General features: G+C 59.3%; 12 protein-coding genes. 4 read left to right on the forward strand and 8 right to left on the reverse strand.

The window, feature by feature from the left end; translation table 11 throughout:
- Window positions 1-10: 10 nt before the first annotated feature.
- From ACR0C9_RS13540 to ACR0C9_RS13555, 4 genes are read right to left on the reverse strand one after another with little or no spacing between them, the layout of a single operon-like run.
- Window positions 11-1,285, reverse strand: a complete 1,275-nt coding sequence (locus ACR0C9_RS13540; protein WP_480781242.1) for a bifunctional folylpolyglutamate synthase/dihydrofolate synthase — start codon at window positions 1,283-1,285, stop codon at window positions 11-13.
- A complete protein-coding gene (accD, locus tag ACR0C9_RS13545) occupies window positions 1,282-2,214 on the reverse strand; it encodes an acetyl-CoA carboxylase, carboxyltransferase subunit beta (RefSeq protein WP_480781243.1) in 933 nt (310 codons plus the stop codon). Before accD ends, ACR0C9_RS13540 begins: the two co-directional genes overlap by 4 nt.
- A 59-nt stretch (window positions 2,215-2,273) precedes the next feature.
- Window positions 2,274-3,164 carry a CPBP family intramembrane glutamic endopeptidase gene (locus ACR0C9_RS13550; RefSeq protein ID WP_480781244.1) on the reverse strand — a complete coding sequence of 297 codons (891 nt, stop codon included), beginning with the start codon at window positions 3,162-3,164 and terminating at the stop codon, window positions 2,274-2,276.
- Window positions 3,157-6,264 carry an ABC transporter transmembrane domain-containing protein gene (locus ACR0C9_RS13555; protein ID WP_480781245.1) on the reverse strand — a complete coding sequence of 1,036 codons (3,108 nt, stop codon included), beginning with the start codon at window positions 6,262-6,264 and terminating at the stop codon, window positions 3,157-3,159. Before ACR0C9_RS13555 ends, ACR0C9_RS13550 begins: the two co-directional genes overlap by 8 nt.
- Before the next feature lie 250 nt (window positions 6,265-6,514).
- On the opposite strand from ACR0C9_RS13555, the gene ACR0C9_RS13560 reads away from it, so the two are divergent.
- The 3 genes from ACR0C9_RS13560 (at window position 6,515) to ACR0C9_RS13570 (ending at window position 9,252) form a co-directional block, all read left to right on the forward strand.
- On the forward strand, window positions 6,515-7,276 hold the full coding sequence (locus ACR0C9_RS13560; RefSeq protein ID WP_480626644.1) for a DUF6478 family protein: 762 nt from the start codon (window positions 6,515-6,517) through the stop codon (window positions 7,274-7,276).
- Window positions 7,277-7,287: 11 nt separating this feature from the next.
- Window positions 7,288-7,647, forward strand: a complete 360-nt coding sequence (locus ACR0C9_RS13565; RefSeq protein WP_170453899.1) for an Ig-like domain-containing protein — start codon at window positions 7,288-7,290, stop codon at window positions 7,645-7,647.
- A gap of 78 nt (window positions 7,648-7,725) precedes the next feature.
- Entirely contained in the window at window positions 7,726-9,252 is a 1,527-nt protein-coding gene (locus ACR0C9_RS13570) for an MFS transporter (RefSeq protein ID WP_170453900.1), read from the forward strand.
- A 179-nt stretch (window positions 9,253-9,431) separates the two neighbouring features.
- Here ACR0C9_RS13570 and ACR0C9_RS13575 read toward each other — a convergent pair whose 3' ends face one another.
- From ACR0C9_RS13575 to gpmI, 4 genes are all read right to left on the reverse strand, one after another.
- Entirely contained in the window at window positions 9,432-11,465 is a 2,034-nt protein-coding gene (locus tag ACR0C9_RS13575) for an autotransporter family protein (protein WP_480626643.1), read from the reverse strand.
- A gap of 591 nt (window positions 11,466-12,056) precedes the next feature.
- Entirely contained in the window at window positions 12,057-13,397 is a 1,341-nt protein-coding gene (locus ACR0C9_RS13580) for a S41 family peptidase (protein ID WP_170453901.1), read from the reverse strand.
- A 6-nt stretch (window positions 13,398-13,403) separates the two neighbouring features.
- On the reverse strand, window positions 13,404-14,534 hold the full coding sequence (locus ACR0C9_RS13585) for a peptidase M23 (protein WP_170453902.1): 1,131 nt from the start codon (window positions 14,532-14,534) through the stop codon (window positions 13,404-13,406).
- Complete coding sequence (gene gpmI, locus ACR0C9_RS13590) at window positions 14,531-16,045, reverse strand: 2,3-bisphosphoglycerate-independent phosphoglycerate mutase (RefSeq protein ID WP_480781246.1); 1,515 nt, start codon at window positions 16,043-16,045, stop codon at window positions 14,531-14,533. Before gpmI ends, ACR0C9_RS13585 begins: the two co-directional genes overlap by 4 nt.
- Window positions 16,046-16,259: 214 nt before the next feature.
- Between gpmI and ACR0C9_RS13595 the strand changes: the two genes are divergently transcribed.
- Window positions 16,260-17,393, forward strand: coding sequence for a DUF819 family protein (locus ACR0C9_RS13595; RefSeq protein WP_480781247.1), 1,134 nt, complete (start codon window positions 16,260-16,262; stop codon window positions 17,391-17,393).
- Window positions 17,394-17,396: the final 3 nt, after the last annotated feature.

Here is a 17,396-nt window from a genome sequence, read left to right on the forward strand (position 1 = left end):
GCGGATCGCCTCAGCCGTTTTCGCGCAGGATATTGCCCGCAAGATAGAGTGAGCCGCAGATCAGGATGCGGGCTTGTGGATCTTGGGCCACGATGGAGTTCAGCGCATCTGCAACGCTGCTGGCTGTGGTGGCGGGCAGATTGACTTTCGTCGCAGCCGCAGCGGTGTCTTCGGCGCTGAGCGTGGCTGTTTCACCGGGGATCGACACGGCAGTCAGGGTTTCGGCCTGCGCCGCCAGCGGGGCGAGATAGCCGGTCACGTCTTTGGTGTTCAGCATGCCGCAGATCATGTGGGTCGGGCGTTTGGGCAGTTTGGCCAGCACATCCGCCAATGCAATGCCTGCGGCGGCGTTGTGCCCGCCATCCAGCCAAAGCTCGGCCTGCGGCGCGGCTTCGACCAGCGGCCCGGTTTTCAGGCGTTGCATCCGGGCGGGCCATTCGGCCTTGGTCACCGCAGCCTCATAGGCATCGTCGCCCAGGTTCAGGTGCCGCAGAACCGCCAGCGCCGCGCCCGCGTTCTGGATCTGGTGCGCGCCCAACAGATTGGGCAGCGGCAGGTCGCGCAGGCCGGTTTCGTCCTGATAGATCAGGCGTCCGTTTTCCTCGGCCACATGCCAGTGCTGGCCGTGGGCAATCAGCGGCGCGCCGAGGCGGGCGGCGGTCTGTTCGATGACCTCCATCGCCTCGTCGTCTTGCGGGCCGACGATGCAGGGCACACCACGCTTGATGATCCCGGCTTTCTCCGCCGCGATCTTCGCCAGTGTGTTACCCAGAAACTGTTCGTGGTCGATCGAGACCGGTGTGATCACCGTGACCGCGGGCTGTTCGATCACGTTGGTGGCGTCCAGTCGACCGCCCAAGCCGACCTCAAGCAGGGTATAGTCCGCCTGCGCGCGGGCAAAGGCCAGCAGGGCGGCGCAGGTTGTGATCTCGAAATAGGTGATGTTTTCGCCGCCATTGGCCGCGTAGCATTCATCAAGCACGGCCGTCAGATCGGGTTCCGAGATCAGTTCTCCGGCCAGACGGATGCGTTCGTGGAACCGTGCCAGATGCGGTGATGTGTAGGCATGCGCCGACAGCCCTGCCCCTTCGAGCCCCGCGCGGATCATCGCCTGGGTCGAGCCTTTGCCGTTGGTTCCGGCCACGTGGATCACCAGCGGCAGTTTGGTTTGTGGGTTATCCAGCGCGTCCAGCAGACGCCAGACGCGATCCAAGGTCAGGTCAATGATCTTGGGGTGCAGCGCCATCATCCGGTCGAGAATGGCGTCCGATGTCTGCGCGGTCATTTCTTGTCCGTATCCTCAGCCGGGGCATCAGCCGCCGGTGCTTCGGGGTCCGGTGCGGGCAGATCGCCCTTGATCGCGGGGGGCTGTTTCATCAGCATCCGGGTGATGGTGATCAGTTCCTCGCGCATCTCGGTGCGTTTGGTCACACGGTCCAGCATTCCGTGGTCCAGCAGGTATTCGGCGCGCTGGAAGCCTTCGGGCAGTTTCTCGCGGATCGTTTGCTCGATCACACGCGGGCCGGCAAAGCAGATCAGCGCATTGGGTTCCGAAATATGCACATCGCCCAGCATCGCGTAAGACGCGGTTACGCCGCCCGTCGTCGGGTGTGTCAGCACCACGATATAGGGCAGGTTCGCCTCTTTCAGCATTTCGACAGCCACCGTGGTGCGGGGCATCTGCATCAGGCTCAGGATCCCCTCCTGCATCCGCGCGCCGCCAGCGGCTGAGAACAGGATCAGCGGGCGCTTCAGTTTCACCGCCTCTTGCGCGGCGGCGATGATGGCGTTGCCGACATACATGCCCATCGACCCGCCCATGAACGAGAAATCCTGCGCAGCGGCAACGATCGGCGTACGGCCGATTTCACCCGAGGCGACCAGCATCGCCTCTTTCTCGCCGGTCTTTTTCTGCGCGGCTTTCATGCGATCGGGGTATTTTTTCTGATCGCGGAAGTGCAGCGGATCGTCCTTGGGTGCGGGCACGTCGACCTCGGTGAAGATACCGCCGTCGAACAGATGGGTGAACCGCTCACGCGGGGTGATCGCCATGTGGTGACCGCACTGGGTACAGACATTCTGGTTTTCCGCCAGCTCGCGGTGGAACAGCATCGTGCCGCATTCGTCGCACTTGTGCCACAGGTTTTCGGGCACCTCGCGGCGCGAGAAGATCGAGTTGATCCGGGGGCGGACGTAGTTTGTGATCCAGTTCATGTCGGAACCTTGCTTGTGCGGCGTTGACGTCAAATAAGACGCTACGGAAAGAAATGCAATCAGCGCCTGATGGCAAGCCGTGCTGTAAGCCAACCGACAAACATTGCGACGAAATCCACCAGCAGCCATTGTCGCAACATGCCGGTTTCGGACATGTCATAAGGCAGCAGGTACAGGGCCAGCCCGCTGAGCGTGTCGGGCAGCGAGATAAACAGCAGCGCAACCGCATTGTTGAAGAAGTGCAAGGCGATAGCCGGGCCCAGGGTGCCGGACCGGGCCGTCAGGTCAGCGGCCAACAAGCCGAAGACACAGGACCAGACCGCCACGATCAGGGCGTTGTCACCGGCAAGACCCGGGGCGTAGTGACCGGCGGCGAACAGGGCCGATGGCACCCCCATCCAGATCAGCGGAGATCTGAACCGCGCGGCCAGCGATTGTTGCAGATAGCCGCGAAACAGGATCTCTTCGGCGCTGGTCTGGATCAGCACCGCGCAGGCGGCGAAAGGCAGCACAATCAGCCAGACAGACAATGGCAAATTCGGCGTCAGCGGATCGCCCATGCCATAAGGCGGCAGGACAGCCATCGCAATTCCAAGCAGCACAAGGGCCACAAAAACGCGCAAAAACTGATGAACGACCAAACGTCGCGGCCCCAGAATCGCGCTGAGCGGGCGGTGCTGCATCACCCGGGCTGCAACGGCCACGCCCAGGGTCAGAAAGCCAAAGCTGGCCAGCAAAAGAAGCGCACCGGATGTCGAGGTTCCCAACAAGAACCCCTCGATCTCGGACGGTGGGATCAGGCCCCCGATCAAGGCAAACAACACCGAGTTCAGTGCCAGATACAGCGCCATGACGATGACCAGCCCGGCCAGCAGCCGCCACAGCTCGGGCCGGGCACGGGCATCGCTGACCAGTTGCGCATGCGCGGAATAGGCCGTTGGCTCAGGCATCAGGGCCCGCACTTTCATCCTGAAGCGTCGTCGCAACTTCCGGGAAGATTTCCGATGGGTCCTTGGCGTTGTTGATACGCGTGGACAGCGTGGAAAGATAACCTGCCACAGTCTGCAACAGTTGCACGGCAACCCCGGCGTCGCTTTCGATCACGGCACGCAATTCTTCCGCGCCGATGCGCAGGAAGGTGCAATCCTCGGTGGCGGTCAGATCAAGCTGCCGTAGATCTCCGGTGATGATCGACAGGTCACCGATCAGACGACCAGGTTCGATGATCGAGATCGTGCGGCGGTTTCCATCCTCGTCGGACCAATCCAGATTGGCCTTGCCTTTGATGCACAGATACGCCGCATCCGGAACCTGCCCGCGCGAAAAGATCATCTGACCAGCGGCGACATCATACCATTGCGCCGAAAATGCCAGCAGACGCTGGTTTCGCGCGTCGATGCCCGAGAACAGCTCGGTCGACGATATGATTTCAAGCTTGCGGCTCAGATCGGCCGAGACGCTTTCTTCGTGCAGGGTCTGCGTGCGGGACACACCGTCAATCCGGCCATCCTTGATCTCGATGAACAGATCATAGGCTTCGGGATGGGCAAAGTGATCCTCCATGAAGATCATGATCGAGTCCGGCAGCAGCTCGCGCAGTTTCAGGCGGGTGCGCAGGCGGCTTTCCGAATCGTGGCTGGCCAGCGCTTTGTCGAGGATCAGAACATCTGGCCGCTTGATACCGGCGCGCGAAAACGCGGCGCGTTCCTGAAACACCGTTGGCAGGTTGTTCCCGCCCAGACCCGATGGCAGATCGTAGATAATGGCCGCCGCGCGACGCCGCAGTCCGGCCTGGTTCATAGCCTCGGCCACAACGTCCTCGATCTCGCCCGCATGGACGCCGGCGGTCAGAGAGATTCGCCCATACAGCGCGTTTTCGAGAACCGGCAGCATAGGGATATAGATGTCCGGCGACAGCGGCAGGAACATACCGTTCATCGAACTGCGCAATTGTTCGCCCTGCCCCTGCCGGATCGCAAGGATCTTGTCCTTGTATTCATCGGGGAAATCCGCGCCGATCTGTTCTGCGGTCAGAAGGAAAGGCACGGTCAGCAGCAATGCGCTTTCTTCATCGCTCAGCTCTCCGTCGCCTTTGCCCTTGCGGCGATCTTCGATGTCCAGCCAGCGGTGGTACATCTCTTTACTCATCCCCAGTCGCAGGAACAGCGGGTGATCGGTGCCGTCCCGGCCAAAGGTACGACTTAGTGTATCCAGAACCGCCTTCGAGATGCTCATCGCGTCGTCGGCCAGATCATGCGCCCTGAGCATGGACAGGAAATGCCCGTCACTGGCCAGACTTTCGGGCGAGATATGACGTGTGGGGGTGGCATACAGCAGGTTGCCGCCCAGCGGGACAGCCGGGTTAAAGCGGTTGGGATCGAACCGATAGACATATTTGTCCAACCCCTTTTCGCGCAGACGTTCGGCAATGGTGTCCCGCAAATTGACGATTTCCTGCGCCAGAACGGGATGCAGCTTAGGATCAAAGCGCGACCCCAGCGTCCGGCGGAACATGAATTCGTCAATGCCCATCGCCTCGACCAGCTCGAACCACCAATTGCGGATATCGTCGATATTCTCCAACCCCGCGAGACCCGGATCGATCCATTCATCGCTGAGCGAATCCGTAGGGTTGCCCGAGCGCGCGGATTCGATCTGTCGCCGCGTCGGGGCCTTCTTGTCGTCGCTTTCAGGCTGGGGATGCGTTCGCAGGGGCATCATCAGGTTGTCGCCCAGCGTTCCGTCAAACAGATAAGGGCGCGAATAGGCATATCCGATGCGCGCCGCGATAACCGACTGATGCAATTCGCGCAAATCGTACCCGGCCATGATCACGTCACCCTGAACCGGCAGAATCTCGCGCGTCAGCAGCTGACCCAAAGCGCTGCGCTCGGACGCGTGGGTGGACTGGATTGCCACGCGCGCGCCGTTGGGGATGACAAGATCAAGGTCCTCAAGGATGGTTTTACCATCACCATCCCGCACCGTTACGTTCCGCAACTCGATATCGCCATTCAGATGCGGGATCGTCTCGGGTTCGCCGTCAAACAGATGCTCGGGGATCATGTTGTCCGGGGCAAACCGCTCGGTCACGATTTCCCAGCGCAGCGACATGTCCTGCACCTGATTGTAATAGGTCAGAAGATCCTTCCACGGGCCACTCAGATCCTTGTACGCCCCAAGGGCCGCGACCAGAGCGCCTACCGTGATCTCGCCCTTGATCGCCAGATAGCCGCCGACGGAATAGAACAGAAACGGCGTCATCTGAGTGATCAGATTGTTGAGGAACTTCATGAAGAACTTTTTGTTGTAGATCTTGAACCGGATCTCGAACAGGTTCCCCAGCCGGTGGCTGAACTGCGCCAGCCGATAGCGCCAGCCGCCATTGGTGCGCAGATCGCTGATCCCGGCGGCGCTTTCGCCGATCTCGGAACTCAGGTGCCGGACCTCCTGAATGCGGTCCTTGTTCAGCAGGTTGATCTGGCGCTGCAGCTTGGGGATCAGCCAGGCCTGGAGAGGGATCAGGGCGATACTGGCCAACCCGAACCAGACGCTTTGCATGAACAGGAAGGTGACGATGGTCATCATCTGGCCGAACTGGAACACCGGCTGTGCAATGGCGTCGCCCATCAACCCGCCCATCGGCTCGGCCTCGGAGGTGATCATCGAGACCAGCTCGCCCTGGCTTGTCGTCGCAAAGTAGGATTTTGGAAAACGCATGGATCGGTTGATCAGCGTGAACCGCAACCGGCGCAGCATCCGCTCGGCCAGAACGCCCTTCATCGTGTTGATGCGCATTTTCATCAACCCGCTTGCGATCACGGTGGCCAGAAAGGCGCAACACAGGATCATCAGGTAATGGACCTGTGTGAAGGTGATCCCCAACAGGGTCACCGTATCCCCCGGCGCCCCAATGGCGTCGTTGATGATCTGCTTGGGCAATTCCAGCGAGGCATACAGGAACGGAAATGACAAAACGGTCAGAACCAGCAGCACAAGTTGCTGTTTCTTCGAGTATTTCCAAATAAACGAAAACAGAGTGGGTTCCATGCACTGGCCTTGTCTGTAATGAAATTGTTGCGCCGAGGTTCCTAAGAAAGACCCACTTTAAGTCAGGTGGCAGACGGTAAGCACTGGCCCCGCGTAATACAAGAACGCTTGGGGTGTTTCTTGGCACGAAATCGGGGCCTGCGGGGGTGCGTCTTCAGGATTGGTGAATATTCGCCCCCTACTGTGCCATTCCGGGTTTGTCCCGCACCGCGTCTTTGACTAAAGAGGTACAACTTCGGACGATGGGACCATGGGCAGGATTCTGGATCGCTATATTCATCGACGGGCCATGCAGCGTTGGCGCACCGCCGCGCAGCAGGCGCAGGATGTGCCGCAGTCCAAACTGCGGCTTCAGCGCGATCAGGCCCGCGGGCTGCGGGCCCATCTGAACAAGCTGATCCATATTGCCGATGGGCGTCTTATCCGTCCCCAGATTGGCTCGGTTCAGTTTCCCAAACCCGTCGGCACCGACTGGTCCTGGCGCCCGGACCTGTGGCGCGGACCTCTGGCCCGACCGGGTGTGGCCTCGGCCCCGCGCAAGGCCGGGATTGACGGTCAGGTCACCCTGTTCCACGACTGTCCACAATCCGAGATCGCGGTGCGGCAGGTCCGCAACCGGGGCGACGATGATCTGGCCCCGTTCAGCCTGGCGGTTGAGGCGTTCAGCTTCGAGGGCTCATTCCTGTCACTGTCCGTCGAACTGCCGCCCGAGGCCGCACGGGATCTGACCAAACAACATCTGATGCGTGTCGATACGTTGATTGACAGCGAACAGAACTCGGGCGTGTTTGCACGCCTCAACATCCAGCACGGGCCAAACACCGAACAGGTGCTGCGGCAGATGGATTTATCCGTATCCCCCGTGGCGGTGGATTTCGATCTGGCGCATCTGCCCCTGAACGAGCGGCGGATCGAAAAGATCTGGCTGGACCTGATCTTTAAAAACCCGCGCATGAACCGCATCGTTCTGCGCGATCTGACCTTCTGCCGCCGCCACCGCGCCGATTTGTGAGACGCCAGGACATGACGCAGCCCAGCTTGACCCCATCCAGCTTTGAAAACGGCATCTGGCAAGGCCATCTTGAGGCAGACACGCAGCCTCAGATCGAGGCCCGCTATCTGGGCGAAACCTTGTCTGGGGTCGAGGTCTCACCCGCCGATGGCGGTTGGACCATCACAGTGCCCGTTCCCGTTGCCGCCCTGTCCGAAGGCGTTCATAGCTTTGTCATCATCGACACGGCCAACACGCAAAAGCTGGGCGGTTTCACCATAATCGCGGGCGAGCCCGCCGCCGATGATCTGCGCGCCGAGGTCGAGCTGTTGCGCGCCGAACTGGAGATGCTCAAACGCGCCTTCCGCCGGATTTGCCGGGACGACGCCTGACCGCCTCGGGCCGGTTTCCCTATCTTTTCAGCCCTTTTCATGCATCATTGACCCACCAGGATCGAAAAAGGTGCGGATATGGAGCGGAGCAGCATCATAAAAGTCATCGCTTTGATGGTGACCGCCTTCGGCATCGGGATCGATTTTACCGGCGCCCTGATGCTGGTCCCGGCAATCGAGAACAGCTTTGACACCGATATCACCAGCACCCAATGGGTCCTGAATATCTATGCGCTGTTCTTTGCCATGACCATGGTAGCCGGGGGCCGCCTTGGCGATATGTACGGCCACCGCAAAATCATGATCATCGGCCTGACGATCTTTCTGTTTTCGTCGGTGATGTGTTTTGTGGCCCCCAGCCTCGATTTCCTGATCGGCGCGCGGGCGCTGCAAGGAATCGGCGCGGGCTGCGTCTGGCCCTGCACGCTGGCTTTCGGGGCCACCAAAGTCTCGCGTCAGGAACACCGCGCGCTGGTGATGGGTCTGATCCTGGCCGGCGTCACCTCGGGCAACGTCTTTGGTCCGATGATCAGCGGGCTTGCCGTAAACCTGGGCGAGTGGCGCTATTTCTTCCTGGCGAATGTGATTTTTTCCTGCATCTCGATGGCCACCGCGCTGGTCCTGATGGAGCGCGAGACCCAGCACAAGCAGGGCGAGCATATCGATTTCGCCGGTATGGGCCTGTTGTCCCTGGCCGTACTGCTTCTGCTTTACGGGCTTGATGTCGGCGCGGATTGGGGTTGGACCTCGGTTCCGCTGCTGCTTTTGTTCTTTGTCAGCGCGGTTCTGTTTTTCCTGTTCCCAAAGGTCGAGAAACGCGTGAAGGAACCACTGCTACTGCCGCAGATGATGCAGAACAAACAGTTCCGGATCACACTGGGGCTGAACATGTTCAACGTCTCCGCTGCCTTTGTCGCCCTGCTGTATTTCCCGCAATACATGCAAAAGGTGCTTGGCTGGTCGACCTTTGCCTCGGCTTTGGGGCTTGCTCCGCTGACCGTTCTGCTGGCCGTGGGCTCGATCGTGTCGGGGACGCTTTACAATGATTTCGGGCCCAAGCGGCTGTTGTTCTGGGGATACATGCTGGCCACCATCGGCTCGGCCAGCATCGTGCTTCTGCCCGGCGGGTTGGGGTATTTCCAGATCCTGCCCGGCATGGCGATGATCGGGCTGGGGGCAACGCTGACGGTTGGTCCGTCGGGCACCGCGGCAGTTTGTGCGGTCAAGCCCGAACGCGCCGGTCTGGTCGGTGGGCTGAGTTTCATGACCCACCTTGTTTACGGAGCGATCTCCGTCGCCTGCGCCACCGCGATCATGTATGTGGTGTCCCTGTCCAGCCTGCGCGACAAACTGGCCGCCGCCAAGATCACCCTGTCCGACACCGATCTGCGCGCCATCAACGGCGGCACACTCGATACAAACTCGGCCCGCGCGGTTTTGGCCAAATTTGATGCGGATCAGGTCGAAACGGTCAAATCCGCCCTTTCAGCGGCCTTCAACAGCGGCATGAGCATGGCCTTTGTCTTTTCCACCATCTCGGTCTCGGTCGGTATTCTTCTTGCGCTGAGGCTGGACGAAAGCAAACTGCACAAGATCGAGGGATGAAGAAGGTCCGCGCCCTGCTGCAAGCAACTTACCAGAAGTATTGCGAGGCCAGATACAAAGCACAGTGTACTAAACTACTCTAAAATTTAACCCTCGCATATTTCTGGGAATGTACCGCACCCGGGAACGGCGGCAGTGCGCAACAAAGCCGCAGTTTAATCGATGACTTTTTTTACTGATCAGAACAGTACGCTTAAATTTGCTCCCAGGCCATGTTCTTCGCCATTGGAACGAGCCGAATAACTGTACCCTGCCGTGAACCTAGTTTGCTCAGACATCTGATACCCTAGCCCCAGCCCAAGAACGAACCCATTGGCTCCTCGGTTTTGTCCGACTTGAGTGAATGTCCCAAATATCGGGCTCGTAACGGTGATTTCGTGTTCCCTGTTCTTGTTGGCATAGAAGTCGTACTCGTAGCGGGCAAAGGCTATTGGTGTGAGCAAACCATTCTCGGTTAAGAAGTCCTGTTGATAGTCAATTCCAATGGAAGCGATCAGGGACTCCGCATCCGCATTTTCAACTGAATAGTTAAAGTCACCGCCCCCGGTCTCTGTCCCAGAGCCTTGCCGGATGCGACCATAATTCAATCCAAAAACTGTGGACATTCTTGCACCGCTTTTCAGGTTGACCAGCTTTCTTGCCTGAACACCGGCGTGAATTCCCTCTTGGTCAAGATCCGATTTTGCCTCACCTCCAGTAAAGCCATCAAGAGAAGGGTTAATCCGCCTGGCGTCGGTTTCACCGAACATGTATCCGATCAACCCGGAAAATTCCCAGGTTCCGGTTGTCGTACGACCGTAAACACCAGCGTGATAGCTGTCGGTCGAAAAGTCTTGATCGACTTGATCGTGCTCATCCATGGAGGACGTCCCAACGCCTGCGTAAACGCCAACGACCCCTCTATCGGAACTTACGACATCCGCACCGGCCACAATGGTGCTGAGCGAATAATCGAATGTTCCGAGGCCGTTACTGCCATCGACATTGCCACTCACATAAGCTGTATCGATCCACCAGCGACGATCAGCACAGTCTATTGCACCAGTCCTGTTCTGGATGGCATCGATGTCACCGGACGCAATGGGTTGGTCCTGGGTCCTGAAGCCAACCGATTGATACCTGCGACAATCTGCGTGGCTAAGCACAGCGTTGGTTATCAGGTCCAGTTGCTCCAACCCGATTGTCAAATTTGAGGAATAGGGCTCGGCATGTACCCGATTGAACCCGGCCAACCCAGCATTGGTTAGCGTGCTGACAGCGTTGCCCAAAGTCGCGCCACTGCTAAGCATGGTTCCCGGCGAAGTGCTTGCCGTGTTCGCAACTGCTCCGGAAAGGTTACTGGCATTGGGAGAGCCTGCAACTAGGGGGTTCTGCGGCAGGCTTGAAACGGGCAGCGTCGTAAACGCTATATCAATTCTACCGTCTGCCGTTGGCACATTTGCGATACTCAAGCTGGAGAGAGCTGGCAAGGAACCCCCGGCAACAAGTATGGGGGTGTCACCGTCGAAACTGGAAGCTTGAAAGACTGTGTAATCGTTGCCAGACGCATAGTCTTGTGCTGACAAACCGGGTCGAGCTGCTTCGACCTGTATCCTCGCACGATTGATTCCGGTCACTGGACCGGTGGATGTAACCAAGTCGGCTTTTTGTCCGGCTAAGGGATCAACTTCAGTCAAGATGGTTGATCCGGCATCAAAGGCGATCCCTCCAGTGTTGTGGAGCGTTCCGATAGAAAAGCCCGGCGAAAGTACGCCGCCGTTTTTTACCGTGAAATTGACGGCATTTACCGTGCCATTGCCCGCCAAAGTGCCAAAATTGTCGAAGTTAAAGGAAGAAAGACTGCTTGACGCATCCAGGCGCAACGTTGTTCCGGCGGCAATCTCCATATCGCTGGTTGAAGAAATCGAACTATTGGTCAGTGTAAAATCAGAAGCCTCAACAATCCGAGTTTGAATAAAATATGCACCGAAAACGACTTCGGTTGCTCCCACAACCGTCAGGTTGTCGTAGGTTAACGGACGGTCGGATTGAAAGTACACTTCGGTGGGGTCGATGTTTTGGCCATTGAATGGCGCAAACGTCATGGATCGGCCCGATCCAATCGAAGTGTTGATCAGATTTACTCTAAGCTTGCCGTTCAGGTTTGTAGCCAGCGCTTCTCGGGAAACAAAGTCTCCACTACCTGCTGCGACATCTACATTAAGCAGGGTCAATACTGAAGCGTTACTGGGAACTACGTTCCGACCCGGGACATATATCTCGATCTCCCCAGAGGACGTTATTGATGAGTTTTCAATAGTAAGTCCCGTTATCGGTCCATTCGGGATTGGAAGACACGTACGCTCGGTTGTAGAGATAGTTTGGTTTGTAAGAGTAGTTTCAGATCCAGATGAATACTCTACTCGAGGCGATCCCAATTCAGCGCAAACCTGTGAGCTTTGGGCTTGTGCGCTGGCTGACAACAAAAAGTAAGCTAAACTTACGAATGTTAAACTCGTCAAAGCCGCGCGCTGCAATTTGCGACCCAAATCGATCGGGCTATTGATTATCACCAACTGTCTCCTCTCGCGGCAAAAGGCGAAACCACTTCACCATCATAAGGCTTGAAGAGAACAATTCATATATTTGTTTTTGATAGGAAATTCCTGTGGCATTTGAGCAAATTCACCAAACGAACACCGTTTGCTTTGGCACCCACAACTACCATTCACACGTTGTCGATCGCGCACTTATTCGCACACGATCAACACTTTTGGTCAGAGGTTCGGCCCTACGCCGCCCCGCGCCCCTAATGTCCAAGCGCCCTACTGCGAAGGCCCGTTTGGATTGAAGGCCGACAGGCCCTTGAGGATGTCGATGGCATAGGCCAGCTGGTAATCCTCTTCCCGCAGTTCAGCGGTGGCTTCGGCTTTGGCGCGGTCTTCTTCGATCTGGCGAATCTCGTCCTCGCTCAGGCTGTCATTGTCCAGGCTGCCGCGCAGTTCGGCCTCGGACCGGGTAAAGCGGTTTTCCTCTTCCTCCTCGGCTTCGGGCTGCGGGCGTGGTTGTTCGACGATGATATCCGGGCTGACGCCAAGCGCCTGGATCGAGCGTCCCGACGGCGTGTAATAGCGCGAGGTGGTCAGGCGCATCGCCCCGTCGCCCCGCAGCGGCATAACCGTCTGGACCGAGCCTTTGCCAAAGCTCTTGGTGCCGACCACGATGGCGCGGCGGTGATCCTGCAGGGCACCGGCCACGATTTCCGAGGCCGAGGCCGAGCCGCCGTTGATCAGAACAACGATGGGTTTGCCCTCGGCCAGATCACCGGGGGTTGCGTTGAACCGCTCGCCCTCTTCCGGGTTGCGGCCACGGGTCGAGACGATCTCGCCTTCGTTCAGGAACGCGTCCGACACCCGGATCGCCTGCGTCAGCAGACCGCCGGGATTGTTGCGCAAATCCAGCACGACGCCATTGACCTTTTCGATGCCACCGGCTTCGGCGATCTGTTCTTCCAGCCCGGCCTGCAGGTTGGGGAAGGTCTGATCGTTAAACGTAGTCACCCGCAGCACCACGCTGGTGCCCTCGGTGCGGGCGCGCACGGCGGTCAGTTTGATCGTGTCGCGGATGATGGTGACGTCGAATGGCTCGGGCTCGCCTTCGCGGACAACGGTGATGATGATCTCGGAGCCCACCGGCCCGCGCATCAGCTCAACGGCCTTGTCCAATGTCAGGCCCAGAATGCTTTCGCCATCCACATGAGTGATGAAATCCCCGGCCTCGATCCCGGCCTCATCGGCGGGCGTGTCATCGATGGGCGAGACGACTTTGACAAAGCCTTCTTCCTGCGTGACTTCGATGCCAAGGCCACCGAACTCACCCCGCGTCTGCACGCGCATCTGTTCGGCATCATCGGGGGACAGGTAGCTGGAGTGCGGATCCAGCGAGGTCAGCATGCCGTCAATTGCCGCTTCGATCAGTTCCTCGGGCTCGACCTCTTCGACATATTGCGCGCGAATGCGTTCGAAGATGTCACCGAACAGGTCCAGTTGCTGATACACATCGGCTTTCTTTTCGGCCTCTTGCGCCAGCAACGGGCCTGCAATCTGAGTGGTTGCAATGATGCCTGCCACGGTTCCGGCCAGTCCGGCCATCACAAATTTCTTCATACTCGTTTATCCATCCTTGCTGGTCCGAAACCACGATTCCGGGTCCACGGGGCTGTTGTCTTCTCTTACCTCTATATAGAGCGTTTCTGACCGGTCAGTTCCAGTGCCATCACCAGTTGTTGACAAAATAGCGCCGATTTCCGGGGTTTCACCGGGCATCAGCCCAACCGGTGTGCCTTCGGGGATCACTTGTCCGATGTCGCCATAGACCTCTTGCAAGCCGGAAAAAACAAACAAAAGCCCCGGTTGCGGTTCCAGAATAATCAGGTTTCCAAGGTCCAGCAGCGGGCCGCGATAGCGAATGGTTGCCGCAGTGGGCGCAGTCACCAGCGCGCGGGGCCGTGTGCCCAGGACCAGACCGGGGCGCGTCACGCCCGCCGCGTCTGTTTCGCCTGCCCTGTGCAGAAGAATGCCCTGAACCGGCAGCAATATATCACCCTTGCGACCCGAGACGCTGGCATTGGTGGCCGCAATCTCCCCTTCCGAGATTTCGGACAATCCGCTGGCAAACCCGTCCAGCGTTTCGGTCGACGAGATCAGGATCGCCGTCTTGATCGGATCCTCGACAAAGCGCTGCGGCAGGTCGGTGCGGTCGGCAATCGCCTCGCTCAGACGGGTGCGGGCCGATTGCACACCGGTCAGGCCTTCGGTCAGGGTTTCGGCGGCGTCCTGTTGCAACAGGCGCAGGGTCTGAACCTCTTGCAGATCACGCGCCAAAGCTTCGGCCTTGGCGTTTAGGCCCGGTGTGACCTCGGACAGCATCATGCCGGTGCGGGCCGCGCCCAAAGGGCCAGAGGGATGCAGCATCAGAACCGGCGGTGCGGTGGTCTCGATCGTCTGCAACACACCCAGCAGCTGCGCCACATCCTTTTCGCGGGCGCGCAATTCGGCAGACAGCTGCGCCTCACGCGTGGCGGCCATGCGCAAACCGTCGCGCATGGCGGACAGTCCGGCCTCGTAGGCCTGGATCGTCTGGGTCAGGGCCCGCACGCGGTCCCGCGCGCTGTCGGCTTCGGTCAGTGAAACCGAGGCCTGTTCCAGCATCTCGGCCGCTGCCAGCGCCGCCTCAGACGGATTGCTTTGGGCCGTCGCCGAACCGGCGAGACACAGCGCGACTGCGACGGCCAGACCCCTCATGACAGCAGGCTTTCCCCGGTCATTTCAGGTGGTTTGGGCAGGTCCATCAGGTCCAGAAGCGTTGGCGCAAGATCCGACAATCGCCCGCTTCGCAACGCGGCACCTGCGGGGCCACCGACCAGAGCAACCGGCACCGGGTTCAGCGTATGCGCGGTATGTGGCCCGCCGGTTTCCGGATCGACCATCATTTCGCAATTGCCGTGATCGGCTGTGACGATCATCGCGCCCCCGGCGGAGTTCAATGCTTCGACGACCTGTGCCAGACCCTGATCCACGGCTTCGCAAGCTTTGATCGCGGCCTGCAAATCGCCTGTATGCCCAACCATGTCCGGATTGGCATAGTTGGTGACGATCAAATCATAGCCCGCCTCAATCGCCTCGACGAATTTGGCGGTCACTTCGGTCGACGACATCTGGGGCTGCAGATCATAGGTCGCCACTTTGGGCGATTTGGGCATGAAGCGGTCTTCGCCTTCCTCGGGCACCTCTTTGCCGCCATTCAGGAAGAAGGTCACATGGGGGTATTTCTCGGTCTCGGCCAGTCGGAACTGGCGCAGACCCTGCTTGGCCACCCATTCGCCCAGCGTGTTCACGATGGCGCGTTTCGGGAACACCGTTGTCATATAATCGTTGTGGCCGTCGGAATACTCGACCATTCCCAGCAAGGCCGACAGCGCCGGGCGTGGGCCGGTATCGAAATCGGCAAAGCCCGGCTCGCCAATGGCGCGCAGGATTTCCCGCGCGCGGTCGGCGCGGAAGTTCAGGCAAAAGAAACCGTCGCCGTCTTTGACACCCTTATAGCCCTCCAGCACCGTCGGGGTGATGAATTCATCCGTCTCGGATTGGTTATAGGCGTGATCGACCGCCCCATGCGCGGAACTGGCCGCGCGTCCCTGTCCTTTGATCATGGCGTTATACGCCTCTGACACGCGCTCCCACCGGTTGTCGCGATCCATGGCAAAGTAGCGCCCGCTGACGGTGACGATGCGCGCGCCTTCGGGCAGGCGATCCTCAAGCTCGGCGATGTACCCAAAAGCCGATTTCGGGGCCACGTCGCGACCGTCTGTCACCGCGTGCAACGCGACCGGCACCCCGGCATCGGTGATTGCCTTGGCCGCAGCGACGATGTGATTCACATGGCCATGTACGCCGCCGTCCGAGGCCAGACCCATCAGATGCGCCGTACCACTCGCCGCCTTCACCTTGGCGATAAAATCCTGCAACGCCTCATTGTCGAAGAAGGATCCATCCTCGATGGCCAGATCGATCTGTCCAAGATCCATCGCCACAACCCGGCCCGCGCCGATATTGGTATGGCCAACCTCGGAATTGCCCATCTGCCCGCTGGGCAGACCCACATCCGGGCCGTGGGTGATCAGCGTGGCTTGAGGGCCCTGCATGATCGCATCGAAGGTGGGCGTTTTCGCCAGATAAGGCGCGTTGGCCTGCGTGTCCTCGGACAATCCCCAACCATCGAGAATGCACAGGACTACGGGTTTGGGCGTGGCCATTTTACTCTCCGGTAACTGCTCTTGGCGAACCTTCTACCCGGTGACCGCCGGGGGGTGAACCGCCTTTGCGGCAATTGGCGCAGATTTAATCAACCGCTCATCGGGCACAGAGGCCCGGATTTCCATACCCCAACACGCAGCGAACCTTACGTCACGCCACCTTGCGCCATTGAGGTCGGGCTGCCTAGTCTCGACCACAGGGGAGAGGACAGTCATGCAGCCAGAGATTGCGGTGTTTGCACTGATCTACGTATTCGCGCCTGCCGCGCTGATGCTGTTGGCGCGGCATTGGGCGCTGGCCGGGCGGCTGGGGCCGATTGTGCTGTGCTATATGGGTGGTCTGGCGCTGGGTTTGTCGGGCCTGCAACCCGAACCGGCCCAGCACATCCGCAACAGCGTGATCGAGGCCAGCCTGGGGCTTGCCCTTCCGCTGCTGCTGTTTGGCGTCAATCTGCGCGCCTGGGGTCGGATCGCCGGATCAGCCCTTTTGTCCATGGTGTTGGCCGTGTTGTCGGTAAGTCTTGTTGCTACCGGTCTGTTCTACGCGTTCAACGCAGGCGGCACCGAACAGGCCGAGCAGCTGTCGGGCATGGCCGTCGGCATGTATACTGGCGGGCTGGCCAATATGGGCGCGATCAAGCTCGCGCTGGATATCCCCGAGGGTCGCTATCTGCTGTTTGCCACCGTCGACACCGTTGTTGGCGCAGCCTACCTGCTGTTTGTGCTGACGCTGGCCCCTGTGGTCTTTGGGCGATTCCTGAAACCCTTTGCCGGAGACGTTGAATCCAATCCCCCGGAACCGGCCGAGGCCACCCGGCCCAACTGGATCGCACACGGGCTGATTGCGTTGCTTGGGGCCTCGATGTGTGTCGGTGCGGCATTGACCTTGGCCCCTTTCGTCACCTTCGCCGCGCCGCAGGTGATGATCGTCGTTCTGCTGACGACGCTGGGCATTCTGGGGTCCCTGACCCCGTCCTTACGCCAAAACCGGGCCGCGCCGCATATGGGGATGTATCTGCTTTATGTATTTTCGTTCAGCGTTGCGGCCTCGATGGATCTGGCAAAGCTGCGCGACTTGGATCTGGCCGTTCTGGGGTTCGTCCTAATAGCAACCTTTGGCAGTTTTGCCCTGCATGCGCTGCTGGCGCGATTGGCGGGGGTGGATCGGGACACGTTTCTGATCACCTCGGTCGCTGCTGTCATGTCTCCTGCCTTCGTGCCCATGATCTCGCGCAGCCTGCGCAACCCGGCGATCTTGATGTCGGGAATGGCAACCGGCATTCTGGGTTTTGCCATCGGGAACTATCTGGGCATTTCTCTGGCGCTGCTGCTGGCCCAAGGGGGATAGGAT

The sequence above is a fragment of the Ruegeria sp. C12 genome, assembly GCF_056537745.1.

What these genes read in the sequence shown, in the direction of transcription:
- ACR0C9_RS13550 (WP_480781244.1), bottom strand. Translation starts at nt 3,164, where the DNA reads ATGCCTGAGCCAACGGCCTATTCCGCGCATGCGCAACTGGTCAGCGAT.
- ACR0C9_RS13585 (WP_170453902.1), bottom strand. Translation starts at nt 14,534, where the DNA reads ATGAGGGGTCTGGCCGTCGCAGTCGCGCTGTGTCTCGCCGGTTCGGCG.
- ACR0C9_RS13560 (WP_480626644.1), top strand. Translation starts at nt 6,515, where the DNA reads ATGGGCAGGATTCTGGATCGCTATATTCATCGACGGGCCATGCAGCGT.
- accD (WP_480781243.1), bottom strand. Translation starts at nt 2,214, where the DNA reads ATGAACTGGATCACAAACTACGTCCGCCCCCGGATCAACTCGATCTTC.
- ACR0C9_RS13555 (WP_480781245.1), bottom strand. Translation starts at nt 6,264, where the DNA reads ATGGAACCCACTCTGTTTTCGTTTATTTGGAAATACTCGAAGAAACAG.
- ACR0C9_RS13565 (WP_170453899.1), top strand. Translation starts at nt 7,288, where the DNA reads ATGACGCAGCCCAGCTTGACCCCATCCAGCTTTGAAAACGGCATCTGG.
- ACR0C9_RS13540 (WP_480781242.1), bottom strand. Translation starts at nt 1,285, where the DNA reads ATGACCGCGCAGACATCGGACGCCATTCTCGACCGGATGATGGCGCTG.
- ACR0C9_RS13580 (WP_170453901.1), bottom strand. Translation starts at nt 13,397, where the DNA reads ATGAAGAAATTTGTGATGGCCGGACTGGCCGGAACCGTGGCAGGCATC.
- gpmI (WP_480781246.1), bottom strand. Translation starts at nt 16,045, where the DNA reads ATGGCCACGCCCAAACCCGTAGTCCTGTGCATTCTCGATGGTTGGGGA.
- ACR0C9_RS13570 (WP_170453900.1), top strand. Translation starts at nt 7,726, where the DNA reads ATGGAGCGGAGCAGCATCATAAAAGTCATCGCTTTGATGGTGACCGCC.
- ACR0C9_RS13595 (WP_480781247.1), top strand. Translation starts at nt 16,260, where the DNA reads ATGCAGCCAGAGATTGCGGTGTTTGCACTGATCTACGTATTCGCGCCT.